General features: G+C 68.9%; 13 protein-coding genes. 7 read left to right on the top strand and 6 right to left on the bottom strand.

Features of this window, described 5'->3' with window-relative positions; translation table 11 throughout:
• The first annotated feature begins 138 nt into the window (after positions 1 to 138).
• From AC1RQK_RS29725 to AC1RQK_RS29705, 5 genes are all read left to right on the top strand, one after another.
• A complete protein-coding gene (locus AC1RQK_RS29725; protein WP_492812860.1) occupies positions 139 to 2304 on the top strand; it encodes a TonB-dependent receptor in 2166 nt (721 codons plus the stop codon).
• A 144-nt stretch (positions 2305 to 2448) separates the two neighbouring features.
• A complete protein-coding gene (locus AC1RQK_RS29720; RefSeq protein ID WP_492374295.1) occupies positions 2449 to 4329 on the top strand; it encodes an AAA family ATPase in 1881 nt (626 codons plus the stop codon).
• Entirely contained in the window at positions 4326 to 5015 is a 690-nt protein-coding gene (locus AC1RQK_RS29715) for a 4Fe-4S single cluster domain-containing protein (protein ID WP_492374294.1), read from the top strand. The genes AC1RQK_RS29720 and AC1RQK_RS29715 overlap by 4 nt, the downstream gene beginning before the upstream one ends.
• Positions 5012 to 11428, top strand: a complete 6417-nt coding sequence (locus AC1RQK_RS29710; RefSeq protein WP_492812857.1) for an AAA domain-containing protein — start codon at positions 5012 to 5014, stop codon at positions 11426 to 11428. The genes AC1RQK_RS29715 and AC1RQK_RS29710 overlap by 4 nt, the downstream gene beginning before the upstream one ends.
• A complete protein-coding gene (locus AC1RQK_RS29705) occupies positions 11425 to 12822 on the top strand; it encodes a hypothetical protein (RefSeq protein WP_492374292.1) in 1398 nt (465 codons plus the stop codon). Before AC1RQK_RS29710 ends, AC1RQK_RS29705 begins: the two co-directional genes overlap by 4 nt.
• A 7-nt stretch (positions 12823 to 12829) precedes the next feature.
• On the opposite strand, the gene AC1RQK_RS29700 is transcribed toward AC1RQK_RS29705, so the two are convergent.
• Positions 12830 to 13459 (bottom strand): glutathione S-transferase family protein, encoded by a 630-nt coding sequence (locus AC1RQK_RS29700; RefSeq protein ID WP_492374291.1) that lies wholly within the window; start codon positions 13457 to 13459, stop codon positions 12830 to 12832.
• Between the two features lie 291 nt (positions 13460 to 13750).
• Here AC1RQK_RS29700 and AC1RQK_RS29695 point away from each other — a divergent pair, with 291 nt between their 5' ends.
• On the top strand, positions 13751 to 15337 hold the full coding sequence (locus AC1RQK_RS29695; protein ID WP_492374290.1) for an ABC transporter substrate-binding protein: 1587 nt from the start codon (positions 13751 to 13753) through the stop codon (positions 15335 to 15337).
• A 68-nt stretch (positions 15338 to 15405) separates the two neighbouring features.
• On the opposite strand, the gene AC1RQK_RS29690 is transcribed toward AC1RQK_RS29695, so the two are convergent.
• Complete coding sequence (locus AC1RQK_RS29690; protein ID WP_492812855.1) at positions 15406 to 17814, bottom strand: hypothetical protein; 2409 nt, start codon at positions 17812 to 17814, stop codon at positions 15406 to 15408.
• Between the two features lie 17 nt (positions 17815 to 17831).
• Positions 17832 to 19361 (bottom strand): SLC13 family permease, encoded by a 1530-nt coding sequence (locus AC1RQK_RS29685; protein ID WP_492374288.1) that lies wholly within the window; start codon positions 19359 to 19361, stop codon positions 17832 to 17834.
• Between the two features lie 158 nt (positions 19362 to 19519).
• On the opposite strand from AC1RQK_RS29685, the gene AC1RQK_RS29680 reads away from it, so the two are divergent.
• Positions 19520 to 20257: a GntR family transcriptional regulator gene (locus tag AC1RQK_RS29680; RefSeq protein ID WP_492374287.1), complete on the top strand. Its 738-nt coding sequence runs from the start codon at positions 19520 to 19522 to the stop codon at positions 20255 to 20257.
• A gap of 10 nt (positions 20258 to 20267) precedes the next feature.
• On the opposite strand, the gene AC1RQK_RS29675 is transcribed toward AC1RQK_RS29680, so the two are convergent.
• The 3 genes from AC1RQK_RS29675 to AC1RQK_RS29665 all read right to left on the bottom strand — a co-directional run bounded on the left by AC1RQK_RS29675 (position 20268) and on the right by AC1RQK_RS29665 (position 22599).
• Positions 20268 to 20888, bottom strand: coding sequence for a GNAT family N-acetyltransferase (locus AC1RQK_RS29675; protein WP_492812852.1), 621 nt, complete (start codon positions 20886 to 20888; stop codon positions 20268 to 20270).
• Positions 20889 to 20997: 109 nt separating this feature from the next.
• Complete coding sequence (locus tag AC1RQK_RS29670) at positions 20998 to 21594, bottom strand: GatB/YqeY domain-containing protein (protein WP_492374285.1); 597 nt, start codon at positions 21592 to 21594, stop codon at positions 20998 to 21000.
• A gap of 72 nt (positions 21595 to 21666) precedes the next feature.
• Complete coding sequence (locus AC1RQK_RS29665) at positions 21667 to 22599, bottom strand: MBL fold metallo-hydrolase (RefSeq protein WP_492374284.1); 933 nt, start codon at positions 22597 to 22599, stop codon at positions 21667 to 21669.
• Positions 22600 to 22612 lie beyond the last annotated feature (13 nt).

Genomic DNA, 22612 nt, shown 5'->3' with positions numbered 1-22612 from the left:
CCGCCGCCTGTCGCATCGCGCCGCGCTCCTGAATCTTGCTGCCCGCCGCCGTCCCGCGCATTTAGCGCCGGACGGCGTGCGGCCGGCATCCGGACGCTGGCGTCACGCGCTCGAAAGCACCCAAGAACAATGCGAGCCATGTCTTTCCGCCTCCAACAAACCCATATCCTGCGGCGCACGCCGCTCGCCGCCGTGGCGGCCCTGATCGCCTCCGCCTCCGTTTCCACAGGCGTGTTCGCGCAAAGCGCCCCGGCTGCATCGACGGCTGCGGCAGCAGCCGCGCCGGCAGCACCCTCCGCCCCGACCACGCTGCGCGAGGTGGTCATCACAGCCAACCCGCTGGGCAGCGAGCTCACCGACCTGGTGGCGCCGGTCTCCACCCTCAGCGGCGATGCCCTTGCCGTGCGCCAGGGCAGCACGCTGGGCGACACCCTGGACAAGCTGCCGGGTGTGTCCTCCAGCTACTTCGGCCCGAACGCCAGCCGCCCGATCATCCGAGGCCTGGACGGCGACCGCATCAAGGTGCTGCAGAACGGCGGCACCACGGTCGACGCCTCCACCCTGTCCAACGACCACGCCGTGCCAATTGATCCGCTGGTGGCAGAGCGCATTGAAGTGGTGCGCGGCCCCGCCGCGCTGATGTACGGTGGCAACGCCATCGGCGGCGTGGTCAACGTGATCGACAACCGCATCCCGAAGGAGCCAATCCAGGGCATCGGCGGCGCGGTGGACGCCAGCGCCACCGCCGGCGGCGACAGCGCGCGCAACGCCAGCGGCCTGCTCGAGGCCGGCAATGGCCAGATCGCCATCCATGCCGACGCCTTCGCCCGCAAGACCAGCAACCTGCGCATCCCCGGCTACGCGCGCAGCGCCAGCGTGCGCAACAGCCAGCCGCTGCCGGAGGGCGAAAGCGAGGCCTACGGCCGCCTGCCCAACAGCAACGCGCAGCAGTCGGGCGGCTCGCTGGGCGGCGCCTACACCTGGGCCGACGGCTTCGTCGGCGCCAACTACAGCGAGTACCACAACGAATACGGCACACCCGCCGAAGACACGGTGCGGCTGCAGATGCGCCAGCAACGCTTCGCGCTCGAAGGCGAGGCGCGCAACCTGGCCGGCAACACCGGCGGCTTCATCGAGTCGGTCAAAGGCAAGTTCAGCTACACCGACTACGAGCACAAGGAAATCGACGCGGGGCAGACCGGCACCATCTTCAAGAACAACGGCTGGGACGCACGCTTCGAGGCCAAGCACGCGCGCATCGGCAACATGACTGGCGTGATCGGCACCCAGTTCGGCTCGACCCGCTTCTCGGCGCTTGGCGAGGAGGCCTTCGTGCCGAGCACCGACACCGACAACGCCGCGCTGTTCATCTTCGAGGAAATGCCGCTGACCGCCAGCGGCGACCTCAAGCTCAACCTGGGCGGCCGCATGGACCACACCAGCGTCAAGGCGCAGGCCAACGGCAACGACCGCTTCTCCGACGCCAGCCGCAGCTTCAACGCCGGCAGCGCCTCGGCCGGCCTGCTCTACAAGCTGGCGCCGGCCTGGTCGCTGACCACCAACCTGGCCTACACGGAGCGCGCCCCGACCTTCTACGAGCTGTACGCCAATGGCCCCCACGTGGCTACCGGTTCGTGGGAGCAAGGCGACCCCAACGCCAACAAGGAACGCGCCACCTCGCTGGACCTGGGCGTGCGCTTCAAGTCGGGCCCGCACAGCGCCGGCCTGTCGGGCTACTACAGCCGCTTCGCGAACTACCTGGCGCTCACCAACACCGGGAGCGCGCGCGACGCGGAAGGCGATTTCGTCGCGCCCGGCAGCGCCGGCGCATTGCCCGTGATGCAATACATGGGCGTGCCCGCCACGCTGTACGGCTTCGAGGCCGAAGGCAAGGCGCGCGTCGCGCAGAAGCTGCTGACCGGCAGCGACACGCTGGACCTGGAGGCCCGCGCGGACTACGTGCACGGCGAGAACCGCAACACCGGCCAGCCGCTGCCGCGCCTGTCCCCGCTGCGCCTGGGCGGCGCGGTGGTATACGGCGCCGGCCCGTGGGGCGCGCGCGCGGACGTGACCTACGCCGCCCGCCAGACGCGCGTGCCGTCCAACGACACGCCCACCGATGCGTACACCTTGCTGGGCGTGTCCATCACGTACAAGTTCAAGATGGCGGGCACCCAGACGCTGGTCTACCTGCGCGGCGACAACCTGACCAACCAGGACGCCCGCAGCGCCACCTCGATCCTGCGCGACATTGCGCCGCTGGCAGGGCGCAGCGTCAAGCTGGGCGTGCGCACAACGTTCTAAGCAGCACCGCGGCGGCGGGTCTTGCCCGCCCCGCGTGGTAACAATCTGGTATCGGTGCCGGCATGATGGCGCACGGGGGATAGAATCCGCATGGTGCGCGCGCGGCACACGGCCGCGCGCTCCTGGATCTTCCCGAGCCCGCCCATGTCCGGTACCGAACCCGCAAACGCTTCAGCGGCTGCAGCCGCCGCTGCCCCCGCCTTCACCCGCCCGCGCTGGCTGCGCGACCTGCTGCGCTTCCTGCCGCTCAAGAGCCAATTCGTGCTGTCGGGCAGCGTACGCGACCTGCAGGCCTGCGAGGTGGCGCCCGGCGTCATCGCGCCGCAGTCCTTCGCGTTAGCCATGCATGGCGCCCTGCGCGAAGCGGGCTACGCCCATGTTTTTCTCTACGACCCGATAGCAGGCTTCCAGGCGCTGTGCGCGCCCGGCGAAGACAGCAAACCGGCCGAGGCCATCCTGCAGCAATTCGGCCTGACCGTGAGCGAAGGCCGCGCCAATGCCGGCATCGACCTGCTCGGCGCCACGCTGGAGCGCTTCGCCGCGCACCCCGGCGAGCCGCTGGCGCTGATTGTGGATTTCGCTTCGCGGCTGCTCACGCGCGCAGACAACCCCAGCCCCGCCGAACACCAGTTGTTCACCCGCGCGCTGGTGCTGTCGCACCAGGTCCGCTCGCGCCCGGCCGGCACGGCGCGCAAGCCCTTCTTCAACAGCATCCTGTGGGTGGTCGACAAGGAAGGCGACCTCCCCGACTGGCTGCTGGTGGGCAACCCGCGCCTGCGCCATATCCCAGTGGCCAAGCCCGATCACCACGCCCGCCGCGCGCTGGCACCGGCGCTGCTGCGCGGCCTGGCGGGCGCGCAGGACGCCGATGCGCAGGCCATCCAGCAGGCGCAGCAGGCTTTCGTCGATGACACCGAGGGCATGCTGCTGCTCGATCTGAACGCCATCGCGCAACTGGCGCGCGTAGAAGGCGTGCCGCTGGCCCAGGTGGCCGACGCGGTGCGCCGCTACAAGGTGGGCGTCACCGAGGACCCCTGGCTGAAGATCGATCGCAACCGCATCCGCGGCGCGAGCGAATTCATTAGCCGCCGGGTCAAGGGCCAGGGCCACGCGGCCACGCACATGCTCGATATCGTCAAGCGCGCCATGACCGGCGTGGGCGGCGGGCGGCGCGGCGGACGGCCGCGCGGCGTGGCCTTCCTGGCCGGGCCCACCGGCGTGGGCAAGACCGAGCTGGCCAAGACCATCACCAGCCTGCTGTTCGGCGACGAGAGCGCCTACATCCGCTTCGACATGTCCGAGTTCAGCGCCGAGCACGCCGACCAGCGCCTGATCGGCGCGCCGCCCGGCTACGTCGGCTATGACGTGGGCGGCGAGCTGACCAACGCGATCCGCGAAAAGCCCTTTGCGGTGGTGCTGTTCGACGAGATCGAGAAGGCCCATCCGCGCATCCTCGACAAGTTCCTGCAGATCCTGGACGACGGCGTGCTGACCTCGGGGCGCGGCGACCGCGTGTATTTCTCCGAGGCGCTGATCGTGTTCACCTCCAACCTGGGCATCTACCGCACCGGCGCAGATGGCCAGCGGGTGGCCAACGTCAACCCGGCCGAGCCCTTCGAGGCGGTACAGGCCAAGGTGCGCAGCGAGATCGAGCGCTACTTCAAGCTGGAGCTGAATCGCCCGGAGATCCTCAACCGCATCGGCGAGAACGTGATCGTGTTCGATTTCATCCGCGCCGATATCGCCGCGCAGATCTTCACGCAGATGGTGGACAACGTGCTGGCCGACCTGGCGCGCCAGGACCTGCACCTGAGGCTGGCCGCCGGTGCATTGCAAGCGCTGCGCGAGCGCTGCCTGGCCGATCTCACCAACGGCGGGCGCGGCATCCGCAACCAGGTCGAAGCCCACCTGCTAAACCCGCTGGCGCGCGCGCTGTTCGACCAGGACGCGCAGCCGGGCGAGCGCTTCGAGATCGCCGGCCTGACAACCGGCGCCTTCACGCAGCTCAGCCTGCAACGCCTGTGAGCGGCGCCGAGGCAGCGCTGGATTTGTCGCGCTTGCATTTCCCCGTCACGACGCTCGGCCCAGGGCAGCGCGTCGGCATCTGGCTGCAAGGCTGCTCGATCCGCTGCCCCGGCTGCATCTCGGCAGACACCTGGCAGGCCGGTAGCGGGCGCAGCGTGAGCGTGACAACGTTGATGGCGACGCTGGCACCCTGGCTGGCACAGGCCGAGGGCGTCACCATCTCGGGCGGCGAGCCGTTCGAGCAGCCGGAGGGCCTGATGGCGCTGCTGCATGCGCTGCGCGCGGCCTGCCCGCTCGACATCCTGGTCTACAGCGGCCATCCCATCGAGGCGCTGGCACCCGTGCTGGCGCGCGCCGACGGCCTGATCGACGCGCTGATATCCGACCCGTTCGCGCTGCGCGCGCCGCAGACGCTGGCGCTGCGCGGCAGCGACAACCAGCGCCTGCACCTGCTCACCCCGCTTGGCCGCGCGCGCTTCGGCGCCTTCGAGCGCCCGCTGGCCGCACACGATCGCGCGCTCGACCTGATGTTCGACGACGACGGTACCGTGTGGCTGGCCGGCATCCCCCGGCGCGGCGACCTCGGGCGGCTGCGCGCGCTGCTGCAGGCCCAGGGCCACACCATCACCATCACCGAGGACCGCGCCGCCAGGCGGCCCGAACCCAACGGATACTCCCAGCCATGATGCGTTTTTGCCCCAACTGCCAGACCGAACGTTCACTGGCGGAGATCTTCTGTGAAGGCTTGTTCGGCCACGCGCCCTGCGGCTGGGACCTGTCTGGCGAAGCGATCCATGCGCCGGGCTGGCGCCCCGCGGCAACGGCAACCACCGCTACGCCTGCCGCCGCGCAGCAGGCGTCCGGCGTGGTGCCAGGCCACTGCCTCAATGGCCACCCGATGGCCGCCGACGACCTGATCTGCCTGCAATGCGGAGCCGATCCGGCAGGCGATGTGCTGAACGCCAACGCCGAAGCCAACGCCGAAGCCAACGTCATCGCCGGCTGGCGCCTGCTGCACCGCATCGCCAGCACCGACGGCGTACGCGAGCGATATGCCGCGCAGCAGGTCGATACGCAACGCCACGCCGTGCTGACGCTCTACCGCGCCGGCGCCGAGCCCGACCCGGCCGTCTACGCGCTGCTGCAACGCCTGCCGCGCGCTCACGTGCCAGAGATCCTTGCCACCGGGCGCTGGCAGGAGCGTGCCTATGAAGTGGCCGAGGAACTCAGCGGCGGCACGCTGGCCGACCTTGGCATCGTCGCCGGCGACCTCGAGCGGATTCGCCATATCGTGCGCGAGCTTGGCGAGGCGCTGCATGTGTTCTCGGAAGCCGGGCTGCGCCACCGCGACCTGCGCCCCGGCACGCTGCTGGTGCGCCAGCGCGAGCCGCTCGACCTGGTGGTCAGCGGCTTCGGCTCGGCGCGGCTGTCGGACTTCGACCTCGACATCGTCTCGCCGCTGGAGACCTCGCGCTATATGGCGCCCGAAGCCATCGCCGGCGGCGTCGCGGCCGCCTCCGACTGGTGGAGCCTGGGCATGATCCTGCTGGAGCAGGTCACCGGCGGCGCCTGCTTCGCGGACATCCATCCGCAGGCCTTCCTGATCCACGTGCTGGCCAACGGTGTGGCGCTGCCCGATGACCTCGATCCCGAATTGCGCCTGCTGCTGCGCGGCCTGCTGGCGCGAGACCGCAATCAGCGCTGGCAATGGCCGCAGGTGCAGGCATGGCTGCATGGCGAGGCAGTCGATACCCCCGCCGACAGCAGCGAGCAGGCCACCGAGCACGACAGCAGCGCCGCCAGCGCCATCGAACTGGGCGGCCGGCGCTACCGCAGCCCGGCGCAGCTTGCACTCGCCGCCGCGGAAGCCGGCAACTGGGACCAGGCCGGCGACCACCTGCGGCGCGGCGTCATCGTGACCTGGGCGCAGGATGCCGCGCTGCCCGCGCAGCGCCTGTCCGGCCTGCGCGAAGTGGCGCGCAACGAGGGCCTGGAAGACGATTTCCGCCTGATGCTCGCCCTCAAGCTGCTCAACCCGGAAATGCCGCTGATCCTGCGCGGCGACATTGTCACGCCGGGCTGGCTGCTGCAGCATCCACAGCAGGGCTACGCGCTGCTCGCAGGCCTGGCGCCCGACCTGCTGTCCCGCTTCGACAACGAGCACTGGCTGGTCCGCCTCAAGATCCGCGCGGCCCAGGTGCGCCAGCGCGCGCGCAGCCTGGAGATCGAGCTTGACGAGGACAGCCTGCGCATCCACTTGTTGTCGAGCTCGCGCGCGCGTCTCGCCGCGCTGTGGGAGGCGCGCCGGCGACTGCTACCGGACAGCAGCCATGCCGGCGTGCTGTCGCTGGCCGAGCGCCGGCTGATTGGCGAGGAAGACCTGATCGTGCTGCTGTCCGCCGCGCCCGGCCAGTTCCGCTCGATCGATGCGATCGTCGAGCAAGCCGCGGCGCTGGCCCGGCGCGAGGACGTGCTCGCGTTCAGCGACAACACCGCGCGCGCCTGGCTCGAACAGGGCCGGCAGGTGATCTGGCAGGCGGTGGACGCGCGCCTGGAAGGCTTCGCGCGCAGCAGCGTGGCCGCGGTCGATGGCTGGGCCGCGCAGTTCCGCCTGGAGCGGCGGCTGCCGCTGGCGCAGGCGCTGGTGCTGCTGGCGGTGCCGCCAGAGCAATGGCTCGCGCCGCAAAAGCAGCAATACGTGGCCGACATCCTCGACTTCTTCCAGAAGAAGGTGGCCACCGCCGTGCTGCGCGGGCCGCTGGTGCGCATGAGCATCGGCAAGACTACCGCGCGCATCGACCTGCGCGAGCTCGACAGCGCGCGCCGTCCCGCCGGCGCGTTGCTCGACCACTTGCTCCAGCGCAATGCGCAGCCGATCTCGCTGGACCCCGCCCTCTTCGGCGAGCGCCCCGAGCTGGAGCTGCGCCTGCAGAGCCTGTACCGGCACAGCACGCTCTACCGTCGCGATACCGGCATCGACGGCCTCTACCTCGGCTTTCCGTTCCTACTCACGCGCGACGCGCGCGGCAACACCAAGACCCGCATCGCGCCAGTGCTGTTGTGGCCGGTCAAGCTGCTGCTGGAAGTCGGCAGCCGGGGCCAGGCAGCGCTGGCCTTCGACGGCGAGCGCGAAGAGGTGCGCCTGAACCCGGCGCTGGAAGCGCTGCTGGGCATGGAGGCCAGCCGCCGCTGGCGCGACGCCGCCGACGAGCTGCTGGGGCGCTCCGCGCTCAAGGCCGGCGAGGTGATGGACGCCTTCGGCACGCTGGCCAGCGCGAGCGAGCGTGTGCTGGGGCGCCTGCCCGGACTCGACACGCAGGTGCAGCCTTATCAGGACGCCCTGTCGTGCGCGGCAGTGCTGTTCCATGTCACCTTCATGGGCCAAGCGGTCGGCGAGGACCTGCGGCAGCTCAAGACCCTGCCTGGCGGCGGCACGGGGCTGGAGACCGCGTTGCGGCTGGGCGCGGGCCATGCTGCCGCGCCGGATGCCGACGCTGCAACCGAAGCGGCCGACGCCACCGACGCCACGCAGCCGCCAGAGCGCGAGCGCTACTTCACCGTGGCGAGCGATCCCTCGCAGGAAGCGGCAGTGTTGCAGGCGCGGCGGGCGCCGGGCCTGCTGGTCGAAGGCCCGCCCGGAACCGGCAAGAGCCAGACCATCGTCAATATGGTGGCCGATGCGCTCGGCCGCCAGCGCAGCCTGCTGATCGTGTGCCAGAAGCAGGCCGCGCTCGACGTGGTGCGAAAGCGGCTGGTTGCCGAAGGACTGGAGCAGCGCATCGTCATGTTGAGCGACGTGAACCGCGACCGCGAGCCGGTGATCCGTGGCGTGCGCGAGCAGCTCGAGGCGCTGTTGAAGACGCCTGACGCCGGTCCGCCCGCATGGCGCGCGCAACGCGAGCGCGTCGCCGCGCGCATCGAAGCGCTGGAGGGAGAACTGGACCGCCACCAGCAAGCACTGCACCAGGTCGATGCGCGCATTGGCCTGAGCTACCGCGCCTTGCTGGGCGAACTGGTGGCGCTGGAACAAGGCGGGCCACCGCTGGACGTGCCGGCGCTGCGCGCCAGGCTGGAGCCGCTCGACACCGCCAGCCTTGCAGCGCTGGAAGAAGCCTGCGCACCGCTGGCCCGGCACTGGCTGCCCGCGCGTTTCGAAGGCAGCCCGCTGGCGCGCCTGCGCCCCTTCGCCACCGACAGCGCCACGCTCGCCGATTTCAGCGAGAACTTCGAGCGCCTGGTGCAAACTGAACAAGCGCGCGCCGATGTGCTCGCGCACCGTCCCGCGGCATTCGAAGTCGAAGATCCCGGCCCGCATCGCGCATGGCTCGCCAGCCACGGCGACGCGTTGCTCGCGCTCGACGACGGGCGCCGCGCCGACCTGGCACGCTGGCTGCCACTGTTCCGTGCGCTGGGCGCAGCGCCAGCCAGCACGGCCTCTGGCGCGACCACGCGCGGCGCCGCACTGCTGGCGCAGCTCGCGCAGGTGCAACAGCAGCTCGCCGACTGCCCGCAGGACGCGCATGATGCCGTGCTGTCGCCCGCGCTGGCCGCACTCGACGCAGGCGAACTCGCCGCAGCGGTCGCACGCGCCGAGCAACTGGCGACGCCCGCCGGCCTGCTTGGCCGCCTTAGCCCGGCGCGCTGGCTGCGCCAGCGCAAGCAACTGGCCTTGCTGCAACGCTGCAGCGGCAATGCCGCGGCCGGGACGGATTCCAGCCGGCTGACGGCGCTGGCCATGGCAGCGCGGCTGGAACAGCAATGGCGCGCGCCACGCCAGGCCCTGCGCGACATCCTGCAACACCTCTCGCTACCCGCGCCCGCCACCGACGCCGGCCCGGCACTCCCTGCGCTATGCGCCGACGCGCAGGCCCGCCTGCACGATGCAGCGGCAATGTGCGATCGCCTCGCGCAAGCCCCTCGCGCCGAGCAGGTCGAAGCCGCGCTCGCCAGCGGACGGCGCGAGACGGTGGTCGCCTTGCTGGCCGGATTCGACGCGGCTTTCGCGCGCTGCGAAGCACGCCGCCTCAGCCACGCCGCGCTGCAACGCCTGGCCGGCTGGTGCGAGCCGGATTGGATTGCCGCCTGTGATGAAGCAATTGGCGGCAACAAGAACAGCGCGCCTTTGACGGCGCCGCTTGCGGCGGCATTGCCCACGCTGCCGGCCTATCAGCGGTTCCGCAGCCGCGCCAGCCAGCTCGGCCCTGACGCGCTGGCCGTGTTCGCCACGCTGCGCGACAAGCAGCAAGCGCTCGAAGCGATACCGGCCGACACGCTCGAGGCCGAGGTGCGGCGCCTGCTCAACCGGGAGGCGCGCCTCGCCTGGAAGCGGCAACTTGAGCTGCATCACCCGGCGCTGCAACTCGAACGCGGCGAAACCGAGGCGCGCGTGAGCGCGCTGGCCGCCGCCGACGTCGAGATGCGGCGGCTCAACCGCGCACTGCTGGTTCATGGCATCGAGCGCAGCCGCGTGCGCCCGCTCAAGGAATGGGAGGACATCACCCGCCTCACCGGACGGCGCGCGCGCAGGCTACGGGAGTTCATCGAGCTGGGTGCGCCGCTGGGGCTCATGGCGCTGCGCCCGGTGTGGCTGATGAACCCCGACGTGGCTAGCCGCGTGCTGCCGCTCAAGGCAGGGCTCTTCGACACCGTGATCTACGACGAAGCCTCGCAGATGCCCATCGAGTACGCGTTGCCGACCCTGTTCCGCGGCCGCGTCGCTGTGGTCAGCGGCGATGAGAAGCAGATGCCGCCGACCAGCTTCTTCTCCAGCCGCATCGAGAGCGACGAGGCCGAGCTGTTCGACGGCGAGGCCCCTGACGAAAACGCCGACGAGGCCGTGCAGGACGCCTTTGACGAGGAGTGGAACCGGCGCGAGATCAAGGATTGCCCCGACCTGCTGCAACTGGCCCGCACCACCTTGCCCAGCGCCACGCTGCAGATCCACTACCGCTCGGCCTACCGAGAACTCATCGGCTTTTCCAACGCTGCGTTCTATGGCAGCCGGCTCAGCGTGCCGGTGCGCCATCCGCGCACGCGCATCCTGCAGGACAAGCCCGTGGAGCTGATCCGCGTGGACGGCCTCTACCAGAACCAGACCAACCCCGCTGAAGCCGAGAAGGTGGCAGACCTGCTCGCCACGCTATGGCAGGCGCCGTTCGCCGAGCGGCCCTCGGTGGGCGTGGTCACCTTCAACCGCAAGCAGGCCGACCTGATCGAAGAAGTGCTGGAGGCACGCGCCTCGCGCGACGGCGATTTCCGCGCCGCCTACCGCGAGGAACGCGAACGCAGCGAAGGCGGCGAGGACATGGCGGTATTCGTCAAGAACGTGGAAAACGTGCAGGGCGACGAGCGCGACATCATCGTGTTCTCCACCACCTTTGGCCGCAATGGCCAGGGGAGCTTTCGCCGCAACTTCGGCGTGCTCGGCCAGAAGGGCGGCGAGCGCCGCCTGAATGTAGCCGTCACGCGGGCACGCCGCAAGGTGGTAATGGTGACCTCGATGCCCATCTCCGATATTTCCGACATGCTGTCCACGCGCCGCGCGCCGGCCATCCCGCGAGACTTCCTGCAAAGCTATCTTGAGTATGCCCGCACGCTGTCCGCCGGTGAATTCCCCGCCTGCGAAGGCCTGCTCGGCAGGCTCCAAGGCGAACGGGCGGAAAGCGCGCGCAGCGCCGGCAGCGAAGTCGACGATGCACCCCAGGACGGTTTCAAGGCCGCGGTAGCCAGCTATGTCCGCAGCCTCGGATGGGAGCTCGCGCCGGCCAGCGAAGGCGACGCCTTCGGGCTGGACTATGCCATCGAGGACCCGCGCACCGGCCTGTATGCGCTGGGCATCGAATGCGATGCGCCGCGCCACGCGCTGCTGGCCCGCGCCCGTGCCCGCGAGATCTGGCGCCCTTCGGTCCTGGCGCGCGCCATCGCGCGTATGCACCGCGTTTCCTCGCACGGCTGGTACCACGATGGCGAGAGCGAGCGTGCACGCCTGAAGGCAGCGATCGAAACCGCCACGCGCCCGGCGGTGCAGCTGGACGAAGCGCTGGGCGAAACCGCCACGCATGCCGCCGCCGAAGCGGCATCGACAGGAGCGACGCCATGAGCGGCCCCAAGGTAGTCCGGGTAGTCACCCGGGAAGAGCGCATCGCACGCGGGCGCGACCAGCTCGCGCGACTCGACCACGCCATCGCCAACTGGAGCCACGAAGGACAGCGCCTGGGACAGCTCGACCAAGCCACGCTGGCGGCCACGCGCGAGCGCCGCGCCGGCCTGCAGGCGCTGCTGGAAGCCGATCGGTTCGAGGCGCTGCAGCGCGGCGCCGCGGCTGAGCTTGCCTTCCTGCAGGGCGATCTCGAGGCATGCCGGCAGCGTTGCGCGGAGCAAGCCGGACAGGCCCGCCAGCAGCAGCGGCAGTTGATGCAGAACGCCGCCACATTGCGCCGCGCGGATCAGCAGCGGGGTCAGCAACGGGCTTTGCCAGCGGATTTGCTGACGGCGCTGCAGGCCATCGAAGACGGCACCCTGCATGGCCCGCAAGCGCAGGCTGCGCTTGCACGCGGCTTCACCCTGATGGCGCCGCCGGAAGAGCAAGCCGCGCTGAGCGATGCGCAGCGCGCGCTCGCCAACGCCCTGTCGGCTGGCGAGCCCACCGAAACGCTGTCGCAATGGCAGGCGCGCCAGCCCGGCGCCACCGATGCGCGCCTGCGCCAGATCGATCGTCACATCGGCATGCTGGAAGCGCTGGATGACCACGACGCCGCCGCCGGCTTCGCCGCGCGCGCAGCCAACGCCCAGGCCGAGACGGCATCGGCACGGCACAGCATGCTGCTGGACAGCCTGTTGCTGGATCTTGCCGCGGCAGCGCGGGAGCGCCAGGTGCGTGCCGCCTGCCTGCTGCGCCTGGATACGCTGGCGGCGCGCCTGGACAGCCTTGGCACGTTGGGATCCGGCGCCCCGGATCAGGACGCTCTCGCCCTGCGCAAAATCATCGACATTGCGCGCCAGGCGGCGGACGCAGCCACCATCGGTGCGCAATGCGAGCACGGCGAAGCAATGCTCGAAACCCTGCTCCAGCGTCAAGCCGCGCTCGCCCGCCGCGAGGCCGTGCTGGGAGGCCTGGCCAGCCTTGGCTACGAGGTGCGCGAAGGCATGGCGACCGCATGGGCAGAGCACGGCAAGGTGGCGCTGCGCAAGACTGCCACGCCGGGCTATGGCGTGGAACTTGGTGGCGCCGGCGACAGCGCACGGCTGCAAGTGCGCGCCGTGGCCTTCTCCGAGACACGCGACACCAGCCGCGACCGTGATATCGAGACCCTCTGGTGCGGCGAATTCACCCGTTTGCAGGCACTGGTGGCGCAGCGTGGCGCAGGCATCGAGATCGAGCGCGCGCTGCCGGTGGGCGCCGCGCCATTGCGGGTCGCGACGCTGGAGAACGATCCCGCGCAGGCTGCCCCCGCGACGGCTGCGCCGCTGCAGCGCACGCTGCCACGCGCGTAGCCACCCGTCAGGGAATGCCGTTGCGGCCGTGGCGCACGAAACCCTCCCGGCCGCCAAGCCGCTCGAAATAGGCGGCTACCGCAGGATAGTCTGGATGCGGCTGTGGCGTGGCGTACCAGCGGTTCACCGACAGGCCGATCGGGATATCCGCCAGCGTGAAGCGATCGCCAGCCACATAGCCACCGGTACCTGACAGTTGCCGCTCCAGGATGCCGATATGCCGAGACCAGTCGCCGACGGACGCGGCAAGCGCCGCGGCATCCTGATGCAAAGGCGATTGCCTGACCAGTGCCATGAACGCGTAGCGCCACGCATTGTTCAGCTCCGTCGCCTGCCAGTCCATCCATTGGTCCACCCGCGCACGCTCGCGCGCCGCAACCGGGTAGATGGCGCCATCGCCATCGCCATATTGCGACGCCAGGTAGCGGATGATGGAATTCGACTCCCACAACACAAAGCCGTCGTCATCGAGCACCGGCACCATCGCATTCGGATTCAGCGCGAGGAATTCTGCCGTATCGGTGGCGCGGTAGCCCGAACCCCAGTCCTCGCGCACGAACGGCAAGCCGAGTTCGTCGCAGCACCAGAGCACCTTGCGGACGTTGATGGAGGAGGCCTTTCCGAGGATCTTCAGCATGGGCGGGGAGGCGCGCGTGGCGCAAAGAGAATGGCTTCCAATATAAAGCCGGGCTGTCAGGCCGCACAGGCACAGTTGCGCCGATTTGCGGCCTGACAGTTGACATTTGAGAGTTGGGCAATCGGAAGTTTGTGCCACGCGGCAGGGCAAGCACTGCGCAAAACCGCACGCTCGCTGTGCGCGGCCGCCTCACCCCGGTGCATCCGGCGCTGCGGGTCTGCCCGCCTTGACATGGATGTCTGCATCTCCTGACAATGCCTGCACAGCATCTTGCCTACCAGGGACCCATCGATGACGATCATCCGCCGCGCCCTTGGCGCCGCAGCACTTGCCACAAGCCTCGCCTGCGCCGCACTCTCCCCAACCGCTGTTGCTGCCAGCCTCACCATCGGCATGTCGGGGGACATCACCTCGCTGGACCCGCACTATCACAACGTCACGCCCAACGCGAACGTGGCCGAGCATATGTTCGAGGCCCTGATCGCCAAGGACGAGAAGATGCGCTTCAAGCCCGCGCTGGCGCTCTCGTGGAAGCCGGTCGACGACACCACCTGGGAAATCAAGCTGCGCCCCGGCGTGAAGTTCCACGACGGCAGCGAGTTCACCTCGGCCGACGTGGTCTACTCGCTGAACCGCCCCGCCACGGTCAAGAACAGCCCGTCGCCGTACACCATCTACACCAAGGGCTTCAAGGACATCACCGCGGTCGACAAGCTGACCGTGCGCATCACAACCCACGGCCCTTATCCGCTGGTGCCCAATGACCTCTCCACCATCTACATGCTGTCGAAGAAGGTCGCGGAGAACGCCAGCGGCGACGACTTCAACAGCGGCCGCGCGATGGTCGGCACCGGCCCGTACAAGTTCGTCAGCTTCCGCAAGGGCGACCGCATCGAGCTGACGCGCAACGACAGCTACTGGGGCAACAAGCCGGAGTGGGACACCGTATCGCTGCGCATCCTCACCAACGACGCGCCGCGCGTGGCCGCGCTGCTCGCCGGCGACGTGCAGGTCATCGAGAACGTGCCCACCTCGGATATCCGCAAGCTCTCCGCCGATCCCGGCGTGAGCGTGTTCAAGGTGCCGACCTTCCGCATGATGTACCTGCACCTGGACAGCAACCGCGACGTCACCCCCTTCGTCACCGACAAGGCCGGCAAGCCGCTCGCCAGGAACCCGCTCAAGGATGCGCGCGTGCGCGCCGCCATCTCGCACGCCATCTCGCGCCAGGCCATCGTCGACCGCGTGATGGAAGGCGCCGCCGAGCCCACCGGGCAGCTCGTGAACTCCACGTTGTTCGGCCATGTGCCGAGCCTCAAGCCTGACACCTTCGACGCCGCAGGCGCCAAGAAGCTGCTGGCGGACGCGGGCTATCCCGACGGCTTCGCGCTCACGCTGCACGCGCCCAACAACCGCTACGTCAACGACGAACAAGTCGCGCAGGCGATTGCCTCCATGCTCGCACGCGTCGGCATCCAGACCCGGGTTGAAGCCATGCCGTCCGCCACCTTCTTCACGCGCGCCAACAAGCTGGAGTTCTCCTTCATGCTCGCCGGCTGGGGCGCGGACACGGGCGAGGCTGGCTCGTCGCTGAAGTCGCTGCTGGCCACCTACGATCCGGCCAAGGGCTGGGGCGCATCCAATCGCGGCCGCTATAGCAATCCGGCGCTGGATGCCAAGCTGGCCACGGCGCTGACCACCATCGACGATCGCGCGCGCGAGAAGTTGCTGCAGGACGCGACCGAGATCGGGATCAAGGATTACGGTGTGATCCCGCTGTATTTCCAGATCAACGCATGGGCGGCGAAGAAGGGGTACAAGGTGGTGCCGCGCCAGGATGAGCGTACCTACGCATTCGCCATCACCAAAGGCTCCTGAGCGTTAGCCCGTCACCTCGATGACCGGCGCGCCAGCGCGCCGGTCACGCCATCGCCGCGCGCCATGCCTCACGCGAAGGTGATGAACTGAGCCGACGACCACACCTTGCCGTCGTCTCGTTCCCGGCCATGGAAGTACACTGGGCGGTGGCCATGGGGCCCGTTCACCGGCTCGACGTCGACCACGCCGCTCACGTCCACCGGCAATGCCTTGTCGGTGAGCCGCTCCAGCGCGATAAACAGTTCCGTGCCGCCCAGCTCCAGCCGCAGACCGTCATTGGCGAGCAGTTCGGCGCCGCTGACCTCCCAGCGAAAATCCGGCGCATGGGCGAAGGGGTTGCGCTGCAGCGGATCTCCCACCTTGATGAAGCTGTCGATGTGCCCTTCGATCACGATGCGCGCGGCAGCGAGGTTGCTCACGTCGATTTCCACGCTGTCCGCATCGCCATAGGTATCGCTGCGAAAACCGATGTCGGTCGCGCCTTCGCGCCAGCAGGCTTCTTCCTGATGCTCGAAGCCGTGCCCGCCGAAGCGGTTGATCGTGCCATTGAGAATGCGGATGCGGCCTTGCCAGGCGGCCCAGCGATAGCGGTCGCGGATCCGCGCGCCGCCCCAGCGCACGCGGATCAGGCGCTCGGAGAAGCCCGCCTCCCGATGCAGGTTGCGCTCCCAGATCAAGCCATTGTGATCATAGGCCGCCAGGTACTCCCAGCCGGTCTGGCCGAGGAAGCGATAGTCGAGCCGGGCCGGACCGCGATGCGAGGCCGGCAGCGAGAATGCGTCGCCCTGCACGAAGTCGCCGCAGCGCACCAGCAGCGCCGTGTGCTCGCCGGTGCTGGCCCAGGTGTGGCGCGCGCGCAGTGCGCGGCCGATCGCCTGCCGGTCCAGCCGCTCGGCCAGCACGCCGGTCAGCCCGCCGCGCACGCCGAACACCTGCACGCCGGGCGAGCCGCCGCCAGGGCGGCCACGGTGCTCGTCGCCGCTGGCTGCCACGCCCAGCTGGTAGCCGCGCGCCATCACATCGCGGTAGAGCCAGTCGAAATGCCCCCAGCTGGAAGCGATCTCCACCAGCCGCTCGAGCTCGGGATGATGCCAGTCCGGGATGTAGCGCCGCCCGCCCACGTGCGGCATGATCAGGTGCTGCTCGGGCGCGCCGACATAGGCGTCCCATAGCTCCTCGACTGGCCAGCGCCCCAGCTCGGCCGCCGTGCCCTTCATGTCCTCGTTCCAGACCAGCGTACGATTGTGTTCGCCGCGGGCGTTGTAGGGAAAATCCGGCGCGTCGTCGCCGAGGAACACGACGTTGTGATCCCCGCCGGCCGTGGAGCTGCCGCACCACTCCTGCACCGGGTAAGCGACAAAGCGGCCGGGCTCGTTGAAGGTTTCCACGGCTTCCAGCCCAAGCTGCCAGTTGGCATCGGTGATCTGGAAATCGTTGACGGTGTAGCCGAACACATCGATGCCGCCCACGTCGCGCGCATAGGCCACGTTGTAGGCCGGGCTATTGGTGCCGACCGTGTCGTGCGCATGCACATGCAAGTCGGCGTAGAAGGCGCGCGGCGCATCGGCTGCGTCGAAGACCGTCAGCCACGCCGAGCCCTTGGCAACGCGGGGCGCGTCCGTCAGGGAAGCTTCCAGGCGCAGCGTGCCGGCGCTGGCGGGCAGGTCGTCGATGCCCACCGATGCCCAGCCCGCCTGGGGCACGGGATAATCGCGCTGGTGGACAAGCTCAATGCCTTGCCACGCGGCAAGGCGTATCGAGCCGCCTGCCGCAGCGCAGATATTGCCCCATCTGTCCATCAGCGAAGCCCTGAGCGGCAACGGCGTGCCCGGCCGGGCAAAGCGCGGCGCCTGCAGCAGGACCTGCGCCGGCTGCCCGGCGTGGATATCGATCACCGCATCGCCCGGCACCGCCACGAAGCGCGAAGTGCCTAGCGGATCCACATAGAGCCGGAAGCGAAAGCTGTCTTCGATAAAGGTCTGCACGCGCGTGCCGGGCCCGCCGCGGCGCCGGTCGCCAAGGCGGATCAGGATGTGATCGCCGGCATTCAGGTAACCATCGACCACATCGACGATGATCGCTTTCTGGAACGGGCGCTCATGCCCCTTCTGCTCGAAGCGCACGTTGAGCGATTGCACGCTCGCGGGGCTCTGGCCAGGCACAAGCGGCGCGGCCTGGTACTCGGCGCTGATGTAATTGGCGCCGCCCGGGTCGGTGGTCTGGAACAGCGCCCAGTCGGAGTAGAACTTGAACGTCGCCTTGAGCCACGCGCCATCCGCCACGCCGGAGGCACCGACCTCGTAGTCGAGGATGATCTCGGCCCATTCGCCCGCTTCCAGCCGGCTCACGGAGCAGCTCACCCGGCCGGCGAACGGCAGCGCCTTGTTCTGCTCGTACAGGCCGGCGGGCGCGTGATGCGTGCCCAGGCGCTCGCGCAGCGCGGCGTAACGCGCGGCCAGTGTTGTCTTGTCGGTCATTGGGGGGAACTCCGATGTCAATGAAATGGCCACGGCGCGCTGGCATCCCACACCGGGATGCCCAGGTAGGCATACCAGGGCGCCATGACCAGCAGGCCGTAGGCAATGCCGATCAGCACCGACACCACGCCCACGCGGGCATAGTCCGCCGTGGTGAAGGTGCCGCTGCTATAGGCCACCACGGCCGCGGTGATCTGCGTGGGCAAGATGTAGGCAAAGCTGTCGCTGTCGCACACCAGCAAGGTGAACGCGGCGGGATGCAGCCCGAGCTTGGGTGCTAGCGCCAGCATGATCGGCGCGATCATCGTCACGGCGGCCACGTTGGACAGCATGGCCAGGCGCGCCACGTGCGTGCCGAGCATGACGATCAGCAACGCCAGCCACCACGGATGGCCCGCCGCGAAGCGGTACAGCCAGTCGGCCACCCACGGCGCCAGGCCGGTCTCGCCAATCGCGGAGGACAGGCTCAGCGCGCCGGCCAGCAAGAAGAACGTGCCCCAGATCGTGCGGGCCTGGATGTCCCTCCAGCCCAGCCCCGTCAACCCGGGCACGAACAGCGCGGCCAGCCCGAGCAAGGCCACGATTTCGGAAGGCAGGCCATGCCACGACTCGGTCGCCCACAGCACGGCCACCACGGCAAACACCGCCAGGATCGTTTTGGATTGCACACCTGCCGGCGGCAACGCGGCACGCTCGGCGGCAATCGCCGCCTGGCCGCCAGGCAGCCGGACCGCGCGCGACTTGAAGTAGGACTGCACCCACAACTGGGTCAGCACGAACATGCCCAGGTACGGCCATTGCAGCTTGAACCAGTCGAGATAGGAGATGTGCAGGCCGAGGTTCTTCTGCAGCAGGCCGACGATCACCATATTGGGCAGGTGCGCGGTGAGAATGCACATGCCGCTGATCATCGAGCCATACACCAGCGACTGAATCACGATGGCCTTCTTCGCGCTGCGCTCACGCGGCGAGTCGCCAAACAGGCCCACGATGCCGTTGACGACCGGCAGCAACGTAGCCGCGCGCGCATTGGCCGCCGGCACGAGAAAGCCCAGCACGAAGTTGACCACGAACATCACCCAGATCACGCCATTGGCGGTACGCGTCTTCAGCTTGTCGAGCAGGAACAAGGCGATCCGCCGGTCCAGCCCGGCCGCCTGCATGATGGCCGAGAAGATGAACGCTGCCAGGCACAGGAACACCACGGGCGTGGCAAAGCCGCTGGCCGCCTTGGAGAACGGCGTCACCGCATGCGCCAGCACCAGCAAGGCGGGGATCAGCATGCCGCTCACGCCGACCGGCACGGCCTCGCTCATCCAGACCAGGCTCGCCCAGGCCACCACCGCCAGCGTGGCGCGGCCTGCGGGCGGCAAGCCCTCCGGCTGCGGGAGCACGAACAGGATGGCGAAAAAGGCGATCCACGCGGCCACGAAGCCCAGCTGCGCTTTGCGCAATGGACCCGGCCGGAACCAGGCCGGCGGCTTGTGCAGGTATGCTTGCCAACCGGCGCGCGAATGCGCCGATGACGGGTTGAGGGGAGAGTTCACTGCGGCTCCTTGGCGGTTTCCCGATACGCACGTAAGACGCCGCACTGGTCAGTCCGGCCTTGGAAGGCAATAATACGTTTTAATACAAGATGTCCAACGAAGGCATTGGCATATTGTTATGCTGTTTTTCACAAGCCTTTGATACAACAGGGTTTTACATGAGTGTTGCGCGTGAGAACGCCATTTCACTGTACGAGCAGATCGCAGATTTGTTGCGCGAAGAAATCCAGAAGCGGCGCTTCGACCCGTCTGGAAAGCTACCTTCCGAGGCCGAGCTGGGCGAGCGTTTCGGGGTGAGCCGGGTCACGGTGCGCCTCGCGATCACGCGGCTGGTTGATGCTGGCCTGGTCGAGCGCAAGCAAGGCAAAGGCACCTTCGTGGTCGACAAGCGGCTGCGCCATGGCCTGGATACGCTGCGCGGCTTCTACGATTCGCTGGTGCTGCAGGGACACGCGCCAGAGATGCAACTGGTCGCGCTGGAGCGGATCGCCGTGCCGGCCCGGCTGCGCGGTATCTTTCCCGCCGCGCTCGGCCACTGCATCGCCTTGCAGCGCCTGCATCGTCTCGATGGCGAGCCGATTGCGCTCGCCGAGACCCACATTGCCTGCGATGCCACGCCCGGCTGGGAAGATGCCGAGCGCAATCCGTCCTACACCTTGATCGGCCAGTTGCTGGGCATGCCGGTCGACCGGGCCGACCTCGTCATCCGCGCGCGCTCGGCGGGCCAGCACCTGGCGGCCGTGCTGCAGACCTCGCGCACGCATCCGCTGCTGGAACTGGAACGCACATCGTTCACAGCGGATGGCACGGTGTGCGAGCACACGCTGTTTTCCATACGGTCGGAGCGGTATGAGTTCGCGCTCAATAGCGCGGGCGGCGTGCGGGTGCCGGCGTGAGTGGCTCCTTTCATCTCACCTCCCCCTTGTCTTGATCCTTGCCCTTGTCCTTGCCCTTGTCCTTGTCCTTGTCCCTGGACGCGCCGGCATTGCCGTACCACGGCGGCACCAGCGAGTACATCGCCGCCGAGCACGGCACGCCGTGCAGCACCAGCCGGTTGCGGGCGATGCATTCGAACTGCGCGCCGATCTTCTGCGCGACGGCGCGGCTGACCATGTTGTGCTCGGCGGCGACCACTTCCAGGCGCGTCAGCCCGAGGCGGTGAAAGGCATAGCACGCCATCAGCTCTGCCGCGCGCGCGCCCAGTCCCTGCCGCTGCCGGGTCTGGCGGATCCAGTAGCCGAGGTTGCCGAAGTTGTAGTCGCGGTTGATCTGGTTGATGGAGACGCCGCCATACAGCTCCCTGCCGTCCGGGGCGAATACGCCGATGTCGTAGGCCTCGCCGATGGCCATGCTCTGCGTGCACAGGTCGACCCAGTTCTCGGCATCGCGCACGCTATAGCCCGCGTGGCACCACGGCAGCCATTTGCCCACGGTCTCGAGTGATTCGTGCACGGCGGCCACGAACTGGGGCACGTCGGGATAGCGGAAGGGGCGAAGGAGGAAGCCTTGGCCGTGAAGGGCTTGCATGGTGCGTCCTTGGGACTCGGTCAGCGCGGGAACTTGCCGGCGTGCGCATCGTGGGGCATGACGCGCCCGGCCTGCATGCCAGTGCGGCGAGCGTCATGGCCAGGCCGCCTCATCTCGGCCTCATGGCTTCGCCAATCAGCAGCCTGGCCTGCACGCGCGCATGCAGCAGCGCCATGTCGGCATGGCGCAGGCTCGGGTGGCGGCTCAGCGCGGCCATCACCTTGCCGGACTGCCGGATCGAGCCAGCGCCGGCATCGGCGGCGGCGCGGTCGATCAGCGCGTCGATCTCCGCGTCGGACAGCGGACGGGCGATGCGGGCGGCCAGGCTCAGTGCCGTGTCGTCGAAGCGGGCGCCGTCGTCGAAATGAATGCAGCCCTCGATCATCACAGGCAAGCCTTGCGGGTCGATCTCGCCAAAGCGCAGCTCGCGGATGTCGACCGCATGATGGCGGCCGTCGAGGTAGAGCGAGCCGTCGATGTAGCCGGGCTCCGGGTTGAGCGGGAAGACAAGGCGCGTGCCCGCCAGTTGTTCAAGGCTGTAGGTGGGCAGGTCCATGCCGTCGAGCCGGATCGCCGTGCGCACCGGCGCGCCGCCGAGCACGAATGGCGCCAGTTCTATCTCGAGGTCGGCGCCGTGCGCGTGGATCGTCGAGGCGCAGAGATGCGCGACCAGGGGGTGAAGCAGTGCGACGGGAAAGGCAGGCATGGACGGTTTCCTCGCAAAGGGTCAGGGACTGGCGCCAGGGCATGGTGGCGCCCGCATTACCAGCGTTACCGCTCAATCCCGGTTGTACACCTCGCCGCCTTCCTCCGCCAGCGCGCCGGCGGCGGCCAGCGACGCCAGGATCCGCTCAAGGATGGCCGCCATGTCCTGCGCGGGCATGAAGCGCGCATGGATGCGCTGCATCAGCGGCGCCTGCGCCATCCACGCCAGCAGCGCGTCGCGTCGCATGCGCTGCTGCTCAAGCAGCTTGAACTTCACCAGCACCTTGATGGCATGCGTGGCATTACGCCCGGCATCGGCGCTGAGGTAAGCCAGCCGCCCATCAGCAACGTCAAGCGCGGCCGCTACGTTGGTGAAGGGCCGCCCGTGGCCGGGAATCACCACGCGCACATCCAGCGTGGCGATGCGCGCCAGCACGGCCGCCTGCTCGGCGAAGCCGCTCTCACCGTCGAGTTCCGGGAAGATCACGCCAAAGCCGTTCTCCCACAGCGCATCGCCGGAGATCAGGATGCCTTCTTGCGGGGCGAACAGCATCACGGCATGGGGATCGTGGCCGGGCGCGCCTACCACCTGCCAGTCGAGCCCGCCCAGGCGCAAGGTGTCGCCGTCCTGCACCACGTCATCGAAGGTGAAGCGGTCGCACTGCTGACCGGTGGCGCGGTAGCTGAGGGCGTCCACGTCCCACGCGCGCACCGCCTCGGCCTCCGCGGCGGGGATCAGCGTGCGCGGTTGCCAGCGGCGCTGCAGCGTGGCGTTGCCGCCGCAGTGGTCGGAGTGCAGGTGCGTGTTCACCAGGCGCCGCAGCGCCCGCCCGCCAAGGCCGGCCTCGACCAGCGCCAGCGTCTGTGGCGCATGCGTGACGTAGCCGGAATCGACCAGCGCGGTGTCGTCGCCATCGACAAACAGGATGTTGTTGGCGGATAGCCAGCCGCGCTCGAAAACGCGCATGGTGCCGGGCAGGTTTGGAGGCGTGAAAGTGGTTGGCATTGGGGTGTCGGCA

This window comes from Cupriavidus sp. GW822-FHT02D05 (assembly GCF_058802485.1).
This window is presented reverse-complemented; position numbering and strand designations above follow the sequence as displayed.